We start from the raw sequence: 21924 nt of genomic DNA, 5'->3' as shown, positions 1-21924 counted from the left end.
TGATATGTTTTTATGCTTAATTTTTATTTTAATAATCGGATAATCGCTGCCACCAAGTTTTTCTCATGACAATCATAATTCCAGCGAGGAAAACCAGGACGATGGCAAGTGCGCTCCATTTGGAAAGGATTAAATACATTGGGAGAAGCGTGAGTAGAATTTGACCTACAATTCCTAATCCGATGTTTAACATATTGACTTTGAAATTTTTGTTTTTTACTAAAGTTGGATCTTCTGCCAAGGCTTTTTCGTGAATTGGTTTCCAAAATCCCCAAGGGCGTACGTTTTTATAGAAAGCAATTAATGTTTTCTCGTTTGTTGGGGGAGCGGAATAAGAACCGATAATACAAGCAATAAGTTGGATTAAGATAAAAATTGGGAAGAAATACAGCATTCTCGTTCCGTCAAAATAGGTTGTAACTCCCGAAACAGATAAGGCAGGAGGAATGGCGCTGGCAATAATCCCAAACAACATTCCGTAGAAATAGCCATTGGCATTGAAACGCCACCAATACCATTTTAGGACATTGGCACACACAAAACCACCGTATAATCCAGCGGTGATGATGTTGAAAATCATATTGACATCTTTGATCAATAATCCTAATCCAACCCCTAGAATTACCATTACAATTCCAGACAGATATCCCATATTGATGATTTCTTTTCGGGCAGCATCGGGTTTTATGAATTTCAAATAAATATCATTTACAATATACGCCTGACCTGCATTTAGTGTTCCAGAGAAGTTGCTCATAAAAGCACCCAGAAATCCAGCTAATACTAATCCGACTAATCCAACAGGTAAATATTTATTGATAACAGCTGGCATGATACTTTCGAAGTTCACACCATCTGCGGTTTGATGTAAGGCCAATTCTTTGAAATACAATACACCCAGAATACACAATCCCATGGTCATAAAATAGCGAACAGGCATCAGAATAACCGAAATAAAACCACTCATTTTACTGGCTTCTTCAGGCGATTTTGTACTTAAAATTTTCTGACAATCGTAATTAGGTGCTGGACCAGCTAAACTTTTTAAAACCCCGGAAAAGAACATCATACTTACAATAGCCGAAAACAATTTGTAGCCGTCTTTTTGTAATTTTACTTGGGCATCTGGCAAGAGTTTACTCCAGTTGAGGTTGAGTTCTTTACCAAAAATAGGATTATCCCAACCCAACGGTACTCGGTCTAAAATGTTGATTCCCGATGCGGCTAAATGTTGCATGGCAATAGTTCCAACACAAATAGAACAGATTATCATAATCATGTATTTGATAAAATCGGCTAGGACAATTCCGTGCATTCCGCCAGCAATACTATAAAGTGTAGCAATAATGCAAATGCTAACGCCGTAGAATTGTGCCGTTGCAGATTTGGCTGCAATTATACCTTCAAGATATTCAGGAGAACCTACGGTAAGATTTTCGAGATGATGGTCTAAAAATGGCACAACCTCTTTTATAGTTTCATACGGAATGAATATTTCTAGAAATTCGCCCACGCCTACAAACGCATACGCCATATATCCAATACAAAGCATCAGAGCAAAAACCACTACAATTGCGTGACTTTGTTTGACTCCTTTGTCCGAAAGTCCAAAACGAGTTCCCAGCCATTCGGCTCCCGTTGTAGCATTACTTCGGCGCAGCCATTTGCTTAAGAAAACCATCAAGAATATTTGGTTAAAAACAGGCCACATCCACGGAATCCAAACACTTTTGAAACCATATAAAAAAGCCATACTCGTTAGCAACATGGTTCCAGATATGTCAAACATATCGCTGGCATCGCTTAATCCTAACATATACCAAGGCAGTTTTTTTCCTCCTAAAAGGTAGCTGTCTTTACTGCGTTTGGCTCGGTTTTTCATCACAAAACCTATTACAATCATCAGAATGAAGTAGGCGGCAATGATGGTTAAATCAATTGGAGATAATCTCATTTTTGGTTATTTAGTTTAGTAGTTATTTTTTATAAAGTTGCGCTTTGGCAGCGTCTTTTTCGAATAAAATGCGATCCAGATTATAGAAATCTATAAAATCTTTTTCGCTGACGTCTCCTTTTATGGGAGCGTAATAGTGCATTTTCTTTTCGGATTCTTGCCAACCGTGATTTCGCCAGACCAATACATAAGAAATTTTATAATTCCCAATGGCTTTTAGCAAAGTATCTGTCCACCATTTAGAATACGGAATGGCTTCATAACCCGTTTCGGCAAAAGCCATAATCTTGTTTTGTTCCTTGGCAACTTCGTTCATTATTTTGAATTGTTTTTGGCAATTTTCTACGAATGAATTGTCTTTTGTAGGGTCGTTGTATTGGTATTTGTCAAAACTTAAAATGTCAACATAATCAGTTCCAGGATAATATTCTAGGAATTCTTCTTTCGAATTAAAATCGGCGGTGTTGTAAACGTAAATCAAATTATGAATTCCTTTTTTCTGAAAATACGCCATCGAAAATTTCCATAAAGTTTTGAATTCTTCGGGATTTGCGTTGTTTTTGCACCACCAAAACCAAGTTCCTGTTAGTTCGTGATACGGACGATAGAGTATCGGAATGGGTTTTCCGCTTTTATCTTTAAGAGTTTTGATGTAAGTCACGGCTTCGTCTAGCCAAGACTTAAATTTTTCGTGACTTTCACCTCCAGGTAATACCGATACGAGTGATTTTGGGGTAATGTCCCAAGCGTTTTTTCCTGTCAAAGGATTATCAAAATGCCAACTCAAAGTAATGATTCCGCCACGAGAATGTCCTTCTTTTATGTATTGTCGCATTTTGTCAAAAGGAATGCCATCAATATTCTTATCTGATTTTTTTTCTAACCCTCCCAAATCCCATCCATATACTGCGGGATAATCGCCTGTAACGTCTTTTACATCGCTTCTACCTGATTCATATTTCCAGTTTACGCCATAGGCCAAATCGTCTTGATGCCCAAATAATATTCCTTTTTGGGTTAATTTTTGTAGGTTTTGGTATAATTGTGTTGTGCTTTTTGTTGCTTTTGTATCACTTAATGACAATTTAGTATTATTGCCTTGAGAAAAAGCCGAAAATGATGCACTCCATGCTAAAAAAAAGAAGACTATAGGATTCGATTTTATCATTTTGATTTTAGTTTTTTTTTGAATTTGTTGAAATGAATTTTGAATTGATTTCAAAACCGATTCGGTATGGTTAGAATTGTTTGTTTTTAAAAATCATGTTTTTATTAATTTTTTATCAAAATGTTAAAAAATCATATCTTAAAAAACATATTGTATTTATATGTGGTTTTTAATATGTAAAATTGAAAATTTATTTTTCAAAGATATACCATTAAGATGTTTTGAATTAGTATTATTTTGTCAATATTATATCTTATTATTGCAAATAAAAAAATGGATTATGGCAACTTTTAAGAATTTTCACAGAGAAATAGTTCCGCTAGCCGCTCAAGATAGTTTTTTGGTTTTTGATAGAATTAAAGACACTTTTGATTTTCCGGTTCATTATCATCCAGAGTATGAAATCAATTTTATTTTGAATGGCAAAGGAGTTAAACGCGTGGTAGGCGATAATATAGAAGAGATTGACGATGTTGAGTTAGTTCTTGTTGGCCCTAATTTGTACCACGGATGGGAAATAAATAAATGTAAAAATAACGGAATACACGAAATAACGATTCAGTTTCATCATGATCTGTTTCATGAATTTTTGTTGTCAAGGCGAATTATGACTCCTATAAAGGATATGTTTAACCGTTCTATACATGGTATTTTATTTTCAAAACAGGTAGCAGAAATGCTCACTCCACGGTTAATGAAGATATCCAAGCTGGACGGAATGGATTATTTCTTGGAGATAGTTTCGATTCTATATGACCTTGCGAACTCCCGAAATCAAAGGATTTTATCCACATTTACGGTCGAAAATGACACTTTCGAAGAGTATGATAAGATGAAATTAGTCTATGATTATGTTCAAAAGAATTTTGCCGAAAAATTGTCTTTAGAAGAAGTGGCAGGAGTTGCTAATATGACGACCATTTCTTTTAACCGATTTATAAAAAAACGTACAGGAAAAACCTTTGTCAATTATATTAATGATATCCGTATTGGATACGCAGCCAGATGGTTAGTAGAAAAAGACTTGAGTATTTTTGAAATTGCTTTTAAATCTGGATTTAATAATATTGCTAATTTTAATAGAAGTTTCAAGGCTTTTAAGAAATGTACTCCTAGTCAATACCGTGAAGATTTTTCAGGGCTAAAAAGGATTTTATAAGGCTGTATTTCTCCTAATTTCAAAGCTCCTTGAGATGTTTTTTCAAGGAGCTTTTTTGTTTTTTATAATTGTATATTTTACATTTATTATATTAATTAAATATATATTGTTCAAAAAAATATAAATATAATTTTATTATATGTAATTATATTTTTCATTTTGAAAATATATTATCATGAAATGATAGAATAATACTAATTTGATGTTACTTACTGTCCTAAATTTGTCTTTGTTAATTTATAAAATAATTAACATTAATTTGATTGTTGAATACCAACCACAGCAATCAGCAACCATTAACTAACTAAACATTTATTATGAAAAAACTATTGTTTCATTTAACACATTGGAAAGGGAATCTCATTGCATTTCCAATGTTGTGTTTTTTACTACTAGCAAGTAGTAGTATTACTGCTCAAACCAAAGTACAAGGTGTGGTTTCAGATCCATCGGGAATGACAATACCTGGTGTAAATGTATCAGTTGTTGGATCTTCGGTTTCAGTTTCAACTAATATTGACGGGAAATATGAAATCAACGCACCTGCAAATGGTACTTTATCGTTTTCATTCGTAGGTTTTGTTTCCCAAAACATTGCCATCAAAGGAGCTGAAAAAATTAATGTAATATTAAAATCAGCCACCGAAGATTTGAAAGAAGTTGTAGTTCAAGTGGGATATGGAACACAAAAGCGAAAAGATGTAAACAGTGCCATTTCTTCAATTAAATCAAGTGATATTGAAGATTTGAAAGTGGTGTCTTTCGATCAGATGTTGCAAGGTAAAGCCGCTGGGGTTACTGTAAGCAGTAATTCAGGTCAGCCAGGAAGTAACGTTTCTGTAAAAATTAGAGGAGTTTCTTCTTTGACAGGCACTAACGAACCTTTGTATGTAATTGATGGAGTGCCTATTTCTGGTGATGCCAGAAATTCTTCAACATCTGGAAGAAGTGCTACAGGAAATTCTAATTTCTCGAATGCGGGTAACATTACTTTAAGTCCTTTGGCTTCTATTAATCCTAATGATATTGAATCTATAGATATTTTGAAAGATGCTTCGGCAACTGCTATTTATGGTTCTCGTGGTGCTAATGGTGTTGTTATCGTAACTACAAAATCAGGAAAAAAAGGAACAGGAAAATTCTCTTTTGACACTTCCTATTCGATAAGTACAATTCCTAAAAAGTTGGATTCTATGAATTTGCAACAATATGCCATTTATCAAAATGCTTTGGCTGATGCTTATAATGTTACACCAAGACAAGAATTTGCAAATCCATCTCTTTTAGGTAAAGGAACAGATTGGCAAGAAGAAATTTATCAAACAGGAATCATGATGTCTAACCAAGTATCATTTTCGGGCGGAAAAGATGGTATAAGCTATTATGTTTCAGGTGGAATTCTGAATCAAGAAGGTATTGTTATTGAATCAGGTTTTAAGAGATATAATTTCAGAACTAATTTAGATGCAAGAATCAATAAATTTATAAAAGTAGGAGTTAATATTAGTGGAGCTCATACTGATGAAAAACTAACTTTAAATGGTCAGTTCAATGGTGTGATCGCTACTTCTTTATTGAGTACACCAGATGTAAGTGTTAGAGAATTAACAGGTGCTTTTTCGGGGCCTCCAGTAGGTGGTCAAACCTCATTTATTAATCCTGTTGCGGTATCTTTATTGGGTTCTAATAAATTAGTTAGAAAAAATTATTCTGGAAATTTCTATACTCAAGTTGATTTATTTAAAGGTTTTGACTATCGTTTTGAAGTTGGAGGCTACACAGAAAATAATTTGAATAAAGAATTTGACCCTATGTATTCTCTTGGAAATGCTGTAAAAAGCTTTGCAAATTTGTATTATAGACCATCTATGAGCAACTCTTGGAACATAAAAAATATGTTGACTTATAGAAATACAATAGGCAAACATAACTTTACTGTATTGGCCGTTCAAGAATCGAATAGAGCACATTGGGAAGGACATTCTCTAACTGCTACAGGATTTAAAGATAATTCAGGAAAAGAACTTGCTGATTCTGATTTGTCAAAAGCAGTATTACAATTTCCGTATAGCGGAACACAAACTTTATCCTCCTATCTTGGAAGAGCTGTTTATGATTATGCTGGTAAATATGGTGTTTCTGCAGCTATTAGAACAGATGGTTCTTCTAAATTTTTTGTTGGCAACAAATGGGGTGTTTTTAGATCAGTTGGAGCTTCTTGGAAGTTATCAAACGAAACATTCATGGAAGGGACCAAAAAATATATAGACAATATTAAATTTAGATTTGGTTTCGGAGAAACAGGTAACAATCAGATTGGTAATAATTTATTCGACTCAAATTTACATTTAATAAATAGCTCCATGGGTAATTCATTTTTACCTGCCAATACTCCTAATAAAGATTTGACATGGGAAACGCAAGAGCAGACCAATTTAGGATTAGATTTTACATTGTTTAATTCTGGTTTCAATGCAACCGTTGATGTTTACAGAAAAGTATCTAAAGATTTCCTTTATCAAGTTCCATTGCCAATGTTCCTTTCTGGAGGTGGTGATTATGAAGGTGGGGTAAATCCACCCTCTTTTAACCTTGGAAAAATGGTCAATAAAGGAATTGAGGTTAGTTTAGGATACAATAAAAAATTCACAGATAATTTCTCTTGGAATGCCAATTTGAATTTCACCAAGTATGTTAATGAAGTAGCTGATATGGCAGGGTTGAATATCATAAAAACAGCCAATACTTTGGCTTACAACACCATGACAATTTCTAGAACTCAAGAAGGATTACCAATAGGATCTTATGTAGGATATGAGGCTTTAGGAATTTATAGAACTGATGCTGATTTGCTTACTTATGGTTATACCAATGCCGGTGGTACTAAAGTAGTTTTGAAAGACGGAACCAACTCTTTGCTGCCTAATTTTGCAAAAGGAGATGTTATTTATAAAGATCAAAACAATGACGGAATCATAGATACTAAAGATTTGACTACTATTGGAAATCCGAATCCAGATTTTACTTTCGGATTTACTAATACCTTCAAATACAAAAATGTAGATTTGTCTATTTTCGTACAAGGAACATCTGGTAATAAATTGATGAATTTAACTCGATTGTCAGGAACCCTTAATGGTATGTTAGGAGTTAATGCTTTAACAGAAGCAGCTGATTTTTATTCCGCTTCTAATTTAGATGCTGCCTTGCCAAGACCTTCAACTTTTGATAATATTAATAACGCCATATCCACTCGTTTCGTAGAAGATGGCTCTTATTTAAGAATTCAAAACGTAACTTTAGGCTACTCTGTACCATCAGATATATTGTCAAAAATGAAATTATCTCGATTAAGAATTTATGCTACAGGACAAAATTTATTCACCTTTACCAAATATTCAGGCTATGATCCCGAAGTAGGTTCTTTTAACCAAGACGCTTTGTTAAGTGGAGTAGATAGTGGTCGCTATCCATCGCCAAGATTGATTTCTTTTGGTTGTAATATTGAATTTTAAAACGTATTAATTATGAAAAATATAATAAAAATGAAAATAAATTTTATTGTAACGTTACTAGTAACATCAATAATTTTGTCTTCCTGCTCACAAGATTTTATAGACGTTCCTGCCGAAGGAGCTCCTACATTAGGAAATTATTATGACTCGGACGAAAAATTAGACAATGCAGCCAATGGGCTTTATGGTTTGGTTTGGTTCAACATGAACAAAGAAGGATTTTATGGAATAACCGATGTTATTTCAGGAAATATGTATGCAGCAGAATTTAACACTTTCGGGAAATTTACCGATTTGAGTTTTACCAATTCTTCCCCATACATTCAAGATTCTTGGAGATCTTGTTTTGGAGCCATTGCTAATTCTAATGCTTATATCAACAATTTGCCTAAAAGTGTTGGACCTAATGTAAGTGCCGAAGCCCTAAACAATGCTATGGGTGAAGCCCATTTTATTCGTGCTTTCTCTTATTTTTTCTTGGTAAGATTATGGGGCAACGTGCCAATTATCGAGAACAATGCCGAATATTCTCAAAACTTTGTAATTCCAAGTAACCCCGTTGCTGACGTTTATAAGTTTATCGAAAATGATTTAAAATTTGCTATTGCTAATTTAAGAGTTAAAAACAGAGGCACAAATTATGCTGCTAATGCTCATGTTTCTAGTGGTTCGGCCAAAGCCTTTTTAGCCAAAGTATATTTGTATCAAAAGAAATATGCCGAAGCCAAACAAATGGCTGCCGAAGTAATCAATAGCGGAGAATTCAAATTGTTAGGGGGAGAAGAATTACCAACTATGTCTTTTGCCGATTTATTTTTACAAAAAAACAACAACAATCAAGAGTCAATCTTTGCATGGCAATGGACAGGAGCTGGAACTTATTTTGATGGAAATTTTTCTAATACTTTATTTGCTCCAGAAAATAGATTAGTAGAAACTACTTATTCAGGACAAATCGCTCCATCTCAAGATTTAATCAAAAATGTATATGGTCCTGGAGACAAAAGAAGAATAGAAACCTTCATGTTACCAGGCGATTATTATCCAAATTTGAGCTATGCCGAAACATTAGCTTTAGGTGCTCCAATCCTTTTAGGATATACTTTCAAAATCGAGAATGAGGCTCAATTATCAGGAGCTGGATTAAAAAAATATGTAATCGGAAAAGAAAACCTTCCTATCACAGGTAAATTTAACCCACCATTTAATGGTGAAAGTAGTATGAATAGCTACATGATGCGTTATGCTGAATTATTATTAATTCATGCCGAAGCTATTTTAGGATCACAAACAGGTTCTACATCAGATCCTGCTGCACTAAAATCCTTCAATGCCGTTCGTAAAAGAGCTGGTGTAGCCGAAAAAACATCCATCACATTTGATGATATTTTCAAAGAAAGACGTGCAGAATTGGCCTGCGAAGGAGATTATTATTTCGATTTAGGACGTTTGCCTTTTGCTCAAGCCAAAGCCATCTTAGAAGCACAAAATAGAGGTGATAGAAATACCGAAAAACGTATTAAAATCACTGCTACTAATCTTCTATTGCCTTATCCTGAAAATGATTTGATTAAAAATCCAAAACTAAAGGAAGTAGTACCTTATACTTTCAAATAATTTAAAAAATAGAAATATGAAAAATTTAAAGACAGCTTGGTTCACAACATGTGTAGCATGGATGTTAACTTTGGTACTTTTTAGTTCTTGTACCAATGACGACGACACACAAACGAATGCTACAGCTCCGCCCGTTATCACGAGCGTGCTCCCTTCGGGTTATGATTTAGCAGGAAACCTGTTGCCTCTTACACCAGTTACTAAAGTAGATCCTAAAAATTATTATATCATCAGAGGAACAGGATTAAGTAGTGTAAGTAAAGTTTATTTTAATGATTACGAAACTTATTTCAGACCTACTTTTGTGACCGATACCGAAATAATTGTATTGGTGGATGAAAACACGCCTTATGCAAATGCGTCAAACAAATTAAAAGTAGTAACAGCTAACGGAACCGTATTTTATGACCTAGTTGTAGCTCCGCCATCGCCAACATTTACAGGCTTTAGCCCAATAAATGCAACAGCAGGTACCGAAGTGACTATTACTGGTAAATATTTTCTAAATCCAGTGGTTACCCTTGCTGCAACTGCTACAAAACCAGCCGTTCCTGTAACTATAGTTTCTTCTACTTTAGAAAAAATAGTGGTAAAATTACCAGCAAATGCTGATTATAGAAACCTTACCGTAACTAATATATCAGGTTCAGCAACTTCTAAAGAAGCCATCGGAACTGCTCTGTATGATGATGTTTTGCATGGTGTTCAATGGGGCGGACCATGGGCAGGTAAAGGAGTGAATTTTGATTATGATGGAGATGCTTATCAAGGAACAAAATCTTGGCAATGGGTTCATGGCGGATGGGATGGCGGAAACTGGGGCTTTAATGTTGATATGACTCCGTACAAAGCATTTAGAATTGTTGTAAAAGGATTAAAAGCAGGAAAAGTTAATTTTAATATCAATGGAGGTAAAAATTACGAACTACCTATTACAACTACATGGACATATATTGAAATTCCGTTGAGTTATTGGGATAGTCCTTCAAGTGTTTGGATGCTAACTTTTCAAGAATCAAATAACGACGGAGGCAATACAATCTTGTATGATGATCTTGGATTTGTTTTAAAATAGTAATTGGTTTTAGTTGAAGTTAGTTTGAAATATTCCCTAATTGAAAAGTTAGGGAATATTTTTTTAAGAAGTAGTTTTTTTAAAGTCATATTTCAATTTCCTATACTTGTATGTAAAATTCATTCCATGAAAAATTCTAATAAAATTCCATTTCTATTCCTATTATTCTATTGCTGTTGTGTTTCGGTTTTCTCGCAATCATTTTCTAATGAAAAGCCGAGAGAGCATATTTCTATCGATAAAAATTGGCAATTCGCCTTTGGTCATCCTTTTGATACCAGCAAAGATTTCAATAACGGAACAGGTTATTTTTCTTATTTGGCCAAAACCACTTATGGTGACGGAGCTGCCGCCAAAGATTTTGACGATCGCTCCTGGCGAAAACTCGACTTACCACACGATTGGGCAGTCGAGCAAGGTTTTAGCGAAAAGGCAAGTTTCAGTCACGGTTTCAAAAATATTGGAAGACAATTTCCAGAAGCCAGCATTGGTTGGTATAGAAAAAAAATAAGCATTCCAAAAGAAGATTACGGGCGTAGAATTCACATCGCTTTTGATGGCGTTTTTCGCAATGCGATAGTCTGGTTCAACGGACATTATTTAGGCATACATCCATCGGGTTATTTGGGTTTCGAATACGATGTTACCGATTATATCAACTATGGTGGCGAAAATACAATCGCAGTTCGAGTAGATGCTACAATGGAAGAAGGCTGGTTTTATGAAGGTGCTGGAATTTACAGACACGTTTGGCTGAACAAAACCAATTCCTTACACGTTCCCGCTGACGGAACTTTTGTAAGCACAACAAAATTAAATATAAACAATGCAGAATTAGCTTCAAAAGTTTCAGTGATTAATGAAGGGAGTAAAACTCAAAATTTCAAAATAATACAAACGGTTTATGATGCTTCAGGAAAATCAATTGCAACGGCTACGATTGATAACTTGAATTTGCGACCAATGGAAACCAAAGAATTTGAAACTGAATTAACTGTTTCAAATCCTAATCTTTGGTCAGTTGCTAATCCGTATTTGCACAAAATGGTGACGAATATTTATTCAGGAAATGAATTAACAGATATTCAAACGACGACTTTCGGAATCAGAACGTTGCGTTTTGATGCCAATAAAGGATTTTTTCTGAACGGAAAACACCTCAAAATAAAAGGAACCAATAATCACCAAGACCACGCAGGAGTTGGAGTAGCAATGCCCGATGGTTTACAGGATTTTCGAATTGCAACTTTAAAATCATTCGGTTCCAATGCCTATCGCTGTTCCCACAATCCGCCAACACCAGAATTATTGGATGCCTGTGACCGTTTGGGAATGGTAGTCATAGACGAAACCCGATTAATGGGAATTACAAATACTCAATTGACGGAATTAAAACGAATGATGCTCCGAGATCGAAATCATCCAAGCATTATAAGTTGGTCTATCGCCAATGAAGAATGGGGAATTGAAGGCGATATTAAAGGCGCTAGAATGACAAGAACCATTCAAGATTATGCTAAAACGATTGACACTACCAGAGGAATAACAGCCGGAATAAGTGGTAGTTGGGATAACGGAATTGCCACGGCGGTTGATGTTGTGGGCTACAATTACATCAAACACGGCGGAAAAGAAACCACCGACAAACACCACCGTGAATTTCCAAATCTAGCCAGTTGGGGAACTGAAGAAGGGTCAACAGTAGCCACAAGAGGCATTTATTTTGAAGACAGCGAAAAGCACTACAAACCCGCTTATGATTTGCCACAATCCAAAGATTGGTACAGCATTGAGCAAGGTTGGAAACACTACGATTCTCGAGATTATCTCGCCGGAATGTACATCTGGACAGGATTTGATTATCGTGGAGAACCCACACCGTATCAATGGCCATCAACAGGTTCTTATTTTGGAATGTTAGACCAATGCGCTTTTTACAAAGACGATGCTTGGTACTTGAAAGCTTGGTGGGGAACAGAACCTGTCCTGCACCTTTTGCCACATTGGAACTGGAAAAGAAAAGAAGGACAACCTATAGACGTTTGGGCATACAGCAATTGCGATGCAGTAGAATTGTTTTTAAACAAAAAAAGCCTAGGCAAAAAAACAGTCGAAAAAAATGGTCATTTAGAATGGAAAGTCAATTACGAAGCCGGAACTTTAGAAGCCATTGGTTATAAAAATGGCAAGAAATTCTTGACCGAAACCATCAAAACTACTTCCGATGCCGTTGCTCTTGGTTTACATTCGAATGTAAAAACTGTTCAAGCCAATGGAACTGATATTGCAATGATTACGGTTGACACCAAAGACAAATCAGGCTTACAAGTTCCTACTTCCGAAGACGAAGTAAGTTTTAGTATATCTGGTCCAGGGAAAATAATTGGGGTTGGAAACGGAAAACCAACATCAGTAGAACCCGATCAATTTTTAGAAAAAATAACAGTTATTCCTATTACGAATCTCAAAGAAAAAATAATCAATTCGATTTCTGAAGTTACGGAAACCAGCGATAATTTGGATATTTCCAATTGGGATACTGCTTTCAAAGAGCTCCGAGATACGGTTTTTGAAAAAAAAGTCAAAGCGCTAATTTATGGAACTAATTTTGATTTACCCGAAAATTTCAAAGATTGCAAAATCAACTTTTTTTACAACAGCATCGGTAAATCGCAGTCCATTTATATTAATGGAAAACAAATTGCTATTACCATTCCCGAAAACAAAAAAGGAGACAGTTTTGTATTGGATAAAGCCAATCTTCGTGCAGGAAAAAACAGCATTGTTATCATAGCCGAACCATTGACCTATAAATATATATGGAATCCAGTAAATACCAATCCTGGAACCATTCAACTTATCGAAGCTGCTCCAACCTGGAAACGTACTTTGTTTAGTGGTTTGGCACAAGTCATAGTGCAATCGACAGGTGAAGCGGGCGAAATTATTTTGACCGCAACAGCAAATGGACTCAAAAAAGGAGAATTAAAAATAAATGCAGCAAAATAATAGTCTTCAGTTTATCTCAATTTAATAATTTAAAAGACCTTGGAAAGGTCAAATAAGACTTAAAAAATCTGAATTAAAAATAAATGCAGTAAAATAATAGTCTTTAGTTTATCTCAATTTAATAATTTAAAAGACCTTGGAAAGGTCAAATATTTATAGAAATAATATCCGATTGAGGCAACGACCCTAGCAGGGTCGTATCATTCTAAATAATGCAACCCCGCTGGAGTTGGTATCGTATGGAATCTTGGTTGCTATAAACATTGAAATCCGCTGGATTTATTTAATTCAATGACATTTTGGATAATAAAACACCATCATTAAAAAATACATAAAATGAAAAAATTACTTTTAACACTACTTTTATCTGCAACAACAATTCTAGGTTTTGCTCAAGGAAATACCAGAAAGCAGGAATTTGGAAAATTCAAAGGCTTGGCAATGACGCCGCCAATGGGTTGGAATTCTTGGAACACCTTCGCCACCAATATCGACGAAAAATTAGTCAAAGAAACAGCAGATATAATGGTTTCGTCTGGAATGGCTGCTGCTGGCTACAACTATATTGTACTCGATGACGGCTGGATGACCAAAGAACGAGATGAAAATGGCGATTTAATTCCAGACCCAGTAAAATTCCCAAGCGGAATGAAAGCCATTGTAGATTATGTGCATTCCAAAGGATTGAAATTCGGCTTGTACAATTGCGCTGGAACACATACTTGTGCGGGTTATCCCGGAACTCGTGGTTACGAATACCAAGACGCTCGTTTTTATGCCAAATTAGAAATCGATTTCCTAAAATACGACTGGTGTAACACTGCTGGAATCACGGCCAAAGAAGCTTATACGACAATGAGTAATGCATTGAAAGTAGCCGGAAGACCTATTGTTTTTAGCCTTTGCGAATGGGGCGACAATCAACCGTGGGAATGGGGCGAACCTGTGGGAAATCTTTGGAGAATTTCTGGCGATATTTATCCTTGTTTCGATTGCGAATTCAAACATCCCGAAAATTGGTCATCATGGGGATTTATGAAAATTGTCGAAATGCGAAAAGACATTCGTAAATATTCAGGTCCAGACCATTGGAACGATTTTGATATGATGGAAGTGGGTAATGAAATGACAACTATAGAAGACCGCTCTCATTTTGCGATGTGGTGTATGATGGCATCGCCACTTATTGCTGGAAATGATTTTCGAAAAATGGAACCAGAAACATTGGCTATTTTGACCAATAAAAATCTAATTGCAGTTGATCAGGATAAATTAGGAATTCAAGGATTCAAATTAACGGTAGAAGATGGTGTTGAGGTTTGGGTAAAACCCTTATCCGATGGCGCTTGGGCAATTACTTTCTTGAACCGAACCGAATTGCCTAAAAAAATCAATTTCGATTGGAAGAAAAACCCAATTAAAGATGCTGATTTTGGTTACGAAGCCGATTTTAACAAAACTATTTTCAAAATCAAAGACCTTTGGAAAAACAAAGAAGCAGGAACAACCAAAAAGAATTTTACAGGCGATATTATAGCTCACGATGTAATCACGTTGAAATTAATTCCTTAAACTAAAAGAGATGTTTGCAAAATCTAAAATCTTTACAGTTGTATTAGTGTTCGTTTGTTGTTTCTCAAACGCACAATTCGTCGAGAAACACGGGCAACTTTCAGTAAAAGTAACGCAGTTGGTTGATAAAAATCAAAACCCAATTGTTTTGAGAGGAGTCAGTTTGGGCTGGCATAGTATGTGGCCCAGGTTTTATAATCAAAAAGCGGTGGCTTGGCTCAAAAATGATTTTAATTGCAACATTGTTCGTGCCGCAATGGGTATCGAAGTTGGCGAACATTCGTATCAAAAAGAATCACAGTTTTCCAAAGATAAAATCGAAGCAGTCATTAAAGGGGCAATTAAATCCGATATTTATGTGATTATCGATTGGCACAGTCACAACATTAATCTAAAAGAAGCCACGAATTATTTTGATGAAATTTCCAAAAAATATGGAAAGTATCCCAATGTAATTTATGAGATTTTTAATGAACCAGATCAAGAAACTTGGTCGGAAGTAAAAGCCTATTCTGAAGCGATAATTAAGGTAATTCGTGCCAATGATCCGGATAATATTATTTTGATTGGTTCGCCACATTGGGATCAAGATGTACATCTTCCAGCTGCCGATCCAATAAAAGGCTATGAAAATTTGATGTACACAATGCACTTTTATGCCGCAACCCACAAAAAAGAATTGCGAGATCGAACCGACGAAGCCCTGAAAAGTGGCTTGCCTATTTTTGTTTCTGAATCAGCAGGAATGGAAGCCACAGGCGACGGCCCAATGGATTACAAATCTTGGCAGGAATACATCGATTGGATGGAAGAAAGAAAAATTAGCTGGATCACTTGGTCCATTTCCGACAAGGACGAAACCTGTTCGATGCTCAAAAAATCAGCAAAATCAAAGGGAAAATGGAGGGACGAAGATTTGAAAGAATCAGGTCTAAAAACGAGGGAATTTTTACGAAAATACAATCCTAAAAGACAGTAAGTATTTACTGCTTTTCACAAAGCACTTTTTGTTAAGAGTCAAAGGATTATCTTAATAAAAAGTTTTTTTTTATGAATAGTGTGTAAAAAACCAATAAATTTTATGCAATCGATTACATATATTGTTTTTTGTTGTAATTTGCGCCGCATCTATTGAACTAACCACTTTTACACAATGAAAAAATTATTATTTTTAAGCCTTTTTGTATTAGGCTTTTGCAGTCTTGCTGCTCAAAATTATTATATGCCAACTCCAGAAGGTTTTGGAGCAACTGCCACAGGAGCTGGAACGCCAACAGCTTCCAACACGATAACAGTGACAACCTACACTGCCCTAAAAAATGCCCTAAATTCAACAGCAACGACCAATGCCGTGATTTTGGTTTCGGGAGTTATCGACTGTGATTACACTAGTGTTTTGTTGACCAACAGAACCATTATTGGATTGCCAGGAGCAAAATTAAGAAACACTAAAATAACCATAACTTCTACTCCTCCATCGGCGAGTGATTCTTCGACATCTGCTGCTAATTCAGGAATTTTGTATATTAAATCAGGTTCAAATAATGTTATTGTCAGAAATCTTATTTTCGAAGGACCAGGAGCTTTTGACGCAGATGGTAGAGATTTGCTAACCAATGAAGGCAGAAATATTTGGGTCGATCATTGTGAGTTTCAAGACGGAATGGACGGCAATTTTGATATTAAAGGGCAAGCGGACAACACAACCGTTTCTTGGTGTAAATTTACTTATCTTAAACCTGCTATTGCAGGAGGAACCGGTGGTTCTGCCGATCATCGTTTTACTAATCTAGTAGGTTCAGGAATTACTGACTTACCTTCTTCTGATGGTAGATTTAGTGTTACATTTAAAAATTGTTATTGGGCAGAAGGTTGTAAGGCCAGAATGCCAAGAGCCAGAAATGCCGAGTTGCACGTGCTAAATTGTTATTTCAAAACTAGCGTTTCAGGAGCTTCTGCTGTTGGTTTGGGTGCTGGAAATAGCGGTACGACTTGTTATGTAGAGAATTGTAATTTTGAACAAGTGGGTGCTACGGGTAATAGTAATATTTCGAGTCCAGTTACCGAAGGTTCTGGAACTACTTCCGTAAAATTTGATGGTTGCACTAAAGGAACAACTCCAACAGTTGTTACAGGTTTGGATAAATTAACGGCTGTAAAACCAACTTATAATTACACTGTATTGCCGGTAGCGAATGTTGCGGCTTATGTTTCCAATGCTAGTTGTGGAGCAGGAGCAACCTTGCAAGTTTCGGCAACGGGAGTGATTTCTACTAATTGTCCTAATTTAGGTCTAGAAGATTACGCTTTAAATGGGGTGAAATTATATCCAACAACTGCTTCTGATATTTTAAACATTGAATTATCAGATGTTATTTCAGGAGAAGTAACAATAGATTTATATTCAACGACTGGGGCAAAAGTGCTTTCTAATTCCAAAAAGAATGTGTCGTCTAATGATAAATTATCTGTTAATGTAGCAACACTAGCCAAAGGAATTTATTTGTGTACCATCAAAATTGGGGAAGCTTCCACAACTTTAAAATTTATAAAAGAATAATTTTCGATTGAATCAAAAACACGAAAGGCTCGCAGCAATGTGAGCCTTTTTTGGTTTTATATATTCCAAATAACTCTAACTTAAATGACCTTATATGTCTTATATGGTTTAAAAAAACAGATTTTTCCAATAACTATCATTTTTTTCTTAATCCCATAAAAAAATTAACTATAATTTTCGTTTATCTTTCTTTTTTGTTGTTATATTTGAAAATCGAAAACAAACGAAAGGTTGTTTTTGGTTTAAACAAACTCTTTATAGAAAATTAATATGCTTCCTCAACAGAGAAAAGACAAAATATTGGAACTTTTGGCCGAAGACGGTTCTGCCAAAGTAATCAACCTAGCCAAGCTGTTCAAGGTGACCGAAGTGACCATCCGGCAAGATTTGGAAAAGTTGGAAAAAGAAGGTTTGCTGTTGCGAGAACACGGCGGAGCTTATCTGAAGAATATCGAAGACCAAGTGCGCAGTTTTTCGCTTTCGAATCAGGAGAACTTGGACAAAAAAGAAGCAATCGCCAATAAATGTCTCGAATATATCGAAAGTGGCGACAGCATTATCTTGGATTCTGGTTCGACTACCACGGAAATCGCCAAGAAATTGAAAGGCTTCAAAAATCTGACGGTGATTACCAACGCTTTAAACATCGCCTTGATGTTGGGAACCGAACCCGGCATTGAATTGATTGTAACCGGAGGCGAATTTAAACCGCCTACTTTATCCTTAACAGGTCAAAAAGCGGCTGATTTTTTTAAAGGATTGAATGTCAATAAACTTTTTTTGGCTACCGCAGGATTGTCCTTAAAAGCAGGTTTGACGTATCCGAGCATCAGTGATATCGTGGTTAAAAAAGCAATGATAGATGCAGCAGAAACCACGTTTTTGGTCGCCGATTCTACCAAAATCGGAAAAAGTTCATTGGCCAGCCTTGGCGCATTATCGCTCATTGATTATGTCATTACCGATTCAGGAATCAAAGAGCGTGACAAACAAGTATTCAAAGACAACGAAATAGAAATAATTGTAGCACAATAAAAAAGAAAATACAAATATGAAACAGAAAGCAAGCATTGGCATCATTATAGGCAATAGAGATTTTTTTCCAGACAAATTAGTAGCAGAAGCCCGATTGGACGTAATCGAACAATTCGAAAAACTGAAACTCAACTACGTTATTCTTGGAGAAGAAGACACCAAATTAGGCGGAGTGGAAACTTTCAAAGATGCCCAAAAATGTGCGGCATTATTCAAGAAACACGCTGACGAAATCAACGGAGTTTTGGTAATCCTTCCGAATTTCGGGGACGAACGTGGTGTGGCCGAAACCTTGAAACTGGCCGATTTGAACGTGCCGGTCTTGATTCAGGCCTATCCAGACGAATTGACCAAATTGGACGTTGCCCGAAGAAGAGATTCTTGGTGTGGCAAGATTTCGGTTTGCAACAACTTGTATCAATTTGGAATAAAATATACGCTTACCGACAATCACGTTTTGCATCCAAAAGACCCGGCTTTCGCCAAAGAATTAACCGATTTCGTGGCAGTTTGTCGCGTGGTGAGAGGTTTACGAAAAGTGAGAATTGGAGCCGTTGGAGCAAGACCGGGCGGATTTAATACCGTGAGATACAGCGAGAAAATATTGCAACGCAACGGGATTTCGGTAACCACAGTGGATTTGTCCGAAATTTTGGGTAATGCCAATAAATTGACCAAAGACCATCCCGAAGTAAAAGAACATTTGGACAAAATTTTGGCTTATGCTCCAAAAGGAAAAACACCTGATGAAGCGATGATTCAAATTGCAAAACTCGATGTGGTTTTGAAACATTTTATGGACGACAATTTCTTGGATGCCACAGCCATTCAATGTTGGACTTCCTTGCAGCAAAATTACGGTTGCAACGTGTGTACGAGTATGAGTATGATGAGCGAAAATATGTTGCCAAGTGCCTGCGAAGTGGACGTTACCGGAACTTTGACAATGTATGCGATGCAATTGGCTTCGGGTTCGCCAAGTGCTTTGGTGGATTGGAACAACAATTATGCGGATGATGATGAAAAATGCGTGCTTTTTCACTGCGGAAACTGGGCAAAATCATTCTTGCCTGACATTCAAATCAGCAATGCTCCCATTTTAGGGACAACGGTTGGAGTAGAAAATACTTATGGCGCATTGGACGGTCGCACGCCAGCTTCGCCATTGACTTACGGAAGAATCAGCACCGACGATCCTAAAGGAGTCATCAAAGTATATTTGGGAGAAGGCGAATTGACTGATGACCCATTGAATACTTTTGGAAACAGGGCCGTTGCTCAAATCGATGGATTGCAAGACTTGATGCAATATGTGTGCAAAAACGGTTTCGAACATCACGTGGTGATGAATGCTTCCAAAACCGCAGCTATCCTTGAGGAAGCACTTGGAAATTATATGGGTTGGGAAGTTTACAACCATTCAAAATCAAAATAATGGCATTATGAACACAAGATTATTGATAGAAAAATCGAACCAATACCGTCAAAAAATATTGAAATATATTGTTGGTGCCAATGCCGGACATACCGGCGGAAGCCTTTCCAGTATTGACATTATCAATGTTTTGTACAATGAAGTTCTCAAGGTAAGTCCAGCAACTTTTACGTCTCCCGACAGAGACCGATACATTCAAAGTAAAGGTCATTGCGTGGAAGCTCTTTTTGTGGTTTTGGCAGATGTTGGATTTTTCCCCGAAGACGATTTGAATACTTTGTGTAAATACAAATCCCATTATATTGGACATCCCACCCGCAAAATAAAAGGTGTCGAACAAAACACGGGAGCTTTGGGACACGGTTTGCCACTTGCCGTAGGAACAGCCATTGCCGCAAAATTGGACGATAAAGACTATCGTGTTTTTACCTTGTTGGGCGATGGCGAATTACCCGAGGGTTCCAATTGGGAAGCCGCTTTGACGGGAGCGCATTACAAACTCGACAATTTATGCGCCATTATTGACAAAAATACTTTGCAAATTTCAGGCCCAACGGCCGATGTTTGCAATACCGATCCCGTTGACACCAAGTTCGAAAGCTTTGGCTGGGCAGTGAAACACGTGGACGGCAACGATGTAAAAGCATTGCAAGAAGCCTTTGCCAGTCTTCCATTCGAAAAAGGGAAACCCAATTTGATTATTGCCCACACGGTAAAAGGCAAAGGCGTGAGTTTTATGGAAAATCAATTGAGCTGGCATCACGGAGTTCCCAACAAGGAACAATATGCACAAGCTATTGAAGAATTAACGGCAGCAGCAAACAACTAGAATAATGGGAAATCATGTAGAAATTACGGCAGATAATGCCAAAGCGAATCTCGAAGTTTTTTCTTCGACCTTGCAGGAATTGGCGGAAAACGATCAAGATATTTTGGCCGTTACCAGCGATTCCAGAGGATCGGGAAAATTGGTTCCTTTTGCAAAAAAATATCCAAAACAAATCATAGAAGTCGGAATCGCAGAACAAGTATTGGTGGGAGTTGCTGCTGGATTGGCCTCTACAGGCAAAAAAACGTTTGCTGTTTCACCAGCCTGTTTTTTGGCTGCCCGATCGTTCGAACAAATCAAAAATGATGTGGCTTATTCCGATAATCCCGTGAAATTGATTGGGATTAGCGCTGGAGTGAGTTACGGTGCCTTGGGTTCAACACATCACAGTTTGCACGATTATGCGGCTTTGAGAGCCATAAACAATTTGATAATTGTGGCACCTGCGGACAATTTCGAAACCGAGCAAGCCATCCGACAAGCCAGTCAAATCAACAAGCCTTTTTACCTTCGTTTTGGAAAAAAACCAATGCCGCTTTTGACGGAAGACAAAGAAAACACTTTCGAATTCGGAAAAGGCAGAGTCATTGCCAAAGGAAAAGATTTGGCCATAATCGCGACTGGAGAAACGGTATATCCTGCTTTGCAAGCCGCAAAAAAGTTAAAAACAGAACACAATATCGAAGCTACGGTGGTGAGTATGCACACCATCAAACCATTGGATTATAATTTATTGAAATCACTTTCGAATGAAGTAGGTGCGATTATGACGATCGAAGAACACAGCGTTTACGGTGGTTTAGGCGAAGCTTGTGCCTCTTTTTTATTGGAAAACCAATTTCATAAACCTTTCAAAATTGTGGGCATTCCCGACGAATATACCGTAACGGGTTCGCAAACCGAAATATTGAATCATTACGGAATTTCCGAAGAAGGTTTGACCGAAACGGCACTTCAATTAATCGGAAAAAAGTAATTATTATTTGAAATATAAAA

At 36.6% G+C, this 21924-nt stretch carries 14 protein-coding genes; 12 read left to right on the top strand and 2 right to left on the bottom strand.

Features of this window, described 5'->3' with window-relative positions; all coding sequences use genetic code 11:
- Nucleotides 1-28: 28 nt before the first annotated feature.
- Both OZP15_RS00995 and OZP15_RS00990 read right to left on the bottom strand, forming a co-directional pair.
- The gene (locus tag OZP15_RS00995) at nucleotides 29-1954 is read right to left on the bottom strand and encodes a sodium:solute symporter family protein (RefSeq protein ID WP_281336763.1); all 1926 of its coding nucleotides are present in this window, start codon (nucleotides 1952-1954) and stop codon (nucleotides 29-31) included.
- A 22-nt stretch (nucleotides 1955-1976) separates the two neighbouring features.
- Entirely contained in the window at nucleotides 1977-3122 is a 1146-nt protein-coding gene (locus tag OZP15_RS00990) for a glycoside hydrolase family 26 protein (RefSeq protein ID WP_281336762.1), read from the bottom strand.
- Between the two features lie 280 nt (nucleotides 3123-3402).
- On the opposite strand from OZP15_RS00990, the gene OZP15_RS00985 reads away from it, so the two are divergent.
- The 12 genes from OZP15_RS00985 (at nucleotide 3403) to OZP15_RS00930 (ending at nucleotide 21904) form a co-directional block, all read left to right on the top strand.
- The gene (locus OZP15_RS00985; RefSeq protein WP_281336761.1) at nucleotides 3403-4281 is read left to right on the top strand and encodes an AraC family transcriptional regulator; all 879 of its coding nucleotides are present in this window, start codon (nucleotides 3403-3405) and stop codon (nucleotides 4279-4281) included.
- 317 nt (nucleotides 4282-4598) lie between these two features.
- Nucleotides 4599-7796, top strand: coding sequence for a SusC/RagA family TonB-linked outer membrane protein (locus OZP15_RS00980; protein WP_281336760.1), 3198 nt, complete (start codon nucleotides 4599-4601; stop codon nucleotides 7794-7796).
- A gap of 12 nt (nucleotides 7797-7808) precedes the next feature.
- Nucleotides 7809-9413 (top strand): RagB/SusD family nutrient uptake outer membrane protein, encoded by a 1605-nt coding sequence (locus tag OZP15_RS00975; RefSeq protein ID WP_281336759.1) that lies wholly within the window; start codon nucleotides 7809-7811, stop codon nucleotides 9411-9413.
- 16 nt (nucleotides 9414-9429) lie between these two features.
- Complete coding sequence (locus OZP15_RS00970; protein WP_281336758.1) at nucleotides 9430-10488, top strand: IPT/TIG domain-containing protein; 1059 nt, start codon at nucleotides 9430-9432, stop codon at nucleotides 10486-10488.
- 126 nt (nucleotides 10489-10614) lie between these two features.
- On the top strand, nucleotides 10615-13497 hold the full coding sequence (gene galA, locus OZP15_RS00965; RefSeq protein WP_281336757.1) for a beta-galactosidase GalA: 2883 nt from the start codon (nucleotides 10615-10617) through the stop codon (nucleotides 13495-13497).
- Between the two features lie 336 nt (nucleotides 13498-13833).
- Nucleotides 13834-15069, top strand: a complete 1236-nt coding sequence (locus tag OZP15_RS00960) for a glycoside hydrolase family 27 protein (protein ID WP_269226645.1) — start codon at nucleotides 13834-13836, stop codon at nucleotides 15067-15069.
- Between the two features lie 10 nt (nucleotides 15070-15079).
- Nucleotides 15080-16048, top strand: a complete 969-nt coding sequence (locus OZP15_RS00955) for a glycoside hydrolase family 5 protein (protein ID WP_281336756.1) — start codon at nucleotides 15080-15082, stop codon at nucleotides 16046-16048.
- 174 nt (nucleotides 16049-16222) lie between these two features.
- Nucleotides 16223-17629 (top strand): T9SS type A sorting domain-containing protein, encoded by a 1407-nt coding sequence (locus OZP15_RS00950; protein WP_269226644.1) that lies wholly within the window; start codon nucleotides 16223-16225, stop codon nucleotides 17627-17629.
- Nucleotides 17630-17899: 270 nt separating this feature from the next.
- A complete protein-coding gene (locus OZP15_RS00945; protein ID WP_281336755.1) occupies nucleotides 17900-18664 on the top strand; it encodes a DeoR/GlpR family DNA-binding transcription regulator in 765 nt (254 codons plus the stop codon).
- 16 nt (nucleotides 18665-18680) lie between these two features.
- Nucleotides 18681-20099 carry an L-fucose/L-arabinose isomerase family protein gene (locus OZP15_RS00940; protein ID WP_281336754.1) on the top strand — a complete coding sequence of 473 codons (1419 nt, stop codon included), beginning with the start codon at nucleotides 18681-18683 and terminating at the stop codon, nucleotides 20097-20099.
- A 7-nt stretch (nucleotides 20100-20106) separates the two neighbouring features.
- Nucleotides 20107-20928 (top strand): transketolase, encoded by an 822-nt coding sequence (locus tag OZP15_RS00935; RefSeq protein ID WP_281336753.1) that lies wholly within the window; start codon nucleotides 20107-20109, stop codon nucleotides 20926-20928.
- Nucleotides 20929-20932: 4 nt separating this feature from the next.
- Nucleotides 20933-21904, top strand: a complete 972-nt coding sequence (locus OZP15_RS00930) for a transketolase family protein (protein ID WP_281336752.1) — start codon at nucleotides 20933-20935, stop codon at nucleotides 21902-21904.
- The last annotated feature ends 20 nt before the right edge of the window (nucleotides 21905-21924 follow it).

Origin of the sequence: Flavobacterium eburneipallidum, assembly GCF_027111355.2 — a bacterium.
Lineage (GTDB): Bacteria > Bacteroidota > Bacteroidia > Flavobacteriales > Flavobacteriaceae > Flavobacterium > Flavobacterium eburneipallidum.
This window is presented reverse-complemented; position numbering and strand designations above follow the sequence as displayed.

Excerpts from the sequence above, each read along its gene's own strand:
- OZP15_RS00995 (WP_281336763.1), bottom strand. The coding sequence starts at position 1,954 with ATGAGATTATCTCCAATTGATTTAACCATCATTGCCGCCTACTTCATT.
- OZP15_RS00990 (WP_281336762.1), bottom strand. The coding sequence starts at position 3,122 with ATGATAAAATCGAATCCTATAGTCTTCTTTTTTTTAGCATGGAGTGCA.
- OZP15_RS00985 (WP_281336761.1), top strand. The coding sequence starts at position 3,403 with ATGGCAACTTTTAAGAATTTTCACAGAGAAATAGTTCCGCTAGCCGCT.
- OZP15_RS00980 (WP_281336760.1), top strand. The coding sequence starts at position 4,599 with ATGAAAAAACTATTGTTTCATTTAACACATTGGAAAGGGAATCTCATT.
- OZP15_RS00975 (WP_281336759.1), top strand. The coding sequence starts at position 7,809 with ATGAAAAATATAATAAAAATGAAAATAAATTTTATTGTAACGTTACTA.
- OZP15_RS00970 (WP_281336758.1), top strand. The coding sequence starts at position 9,430 with ATGAAAAATTTAAAGACAGCTTGGTTCACAACATGTGTAGCATGGATG.
- galA (WP_281336757.1), top strand. The coding sequence starts at position 10,615 with ATGAAAAATTCTAATAAAATTCCATTTCTATTCCTATTATTCTATTGC.
- OZP15_RS00960 (WP_269226645.1), top strand. The coding sequence starts at position 13,834 with ATGAAAAAATTACTTTTAACACTACTTTTATCTGCAACAACAATTCTA.
- OZP15_RS00955 (WP_281336756.1), top strand. The coding sequence starts at position 15,080 with ATGTTTGCAAAATCTAAAATCTTTACAGTTGTATTAGTGTTCGTTTGT.
- OZP15_RS00950 (WP_269226644.1), top strand. The coding sequence starts at position 16,223 with ATGAAAAAATTATTATTTTTAAGCCTTTTTGTATTAGGCTTTTGCAGT.
- OZP15_RS00945 (WP_281336755.1), top strand. The coding sequence starts at position 17,900 with ATGCTTCCTCAACAGAGAAAAGACAAAATATTGGAACTTTTGGCCGAA.
- OZP15_RS00940 (WP_281336754.1), top strand. The coding sequence starts at position 18,681 with ATGAAACAGAAAGCAAGCATTGGCATCATTATAGGCAATAGAGATTTT.
- OZP15_RS00935 (WP_281336753.1), top strand. The coding sequence starts at position 20,107 with ATGAACACAAGATTATTGATAGAAAAATCGAACCAATACCGTCAAAAA.
- OZP15_RS00930 (WP_281336752.1), top strand. The coding sequence starts at position 20,933 with ATGGGAAATCATGTAGAAATTACGGCAGATAATGCCAAAGCGAATCTC.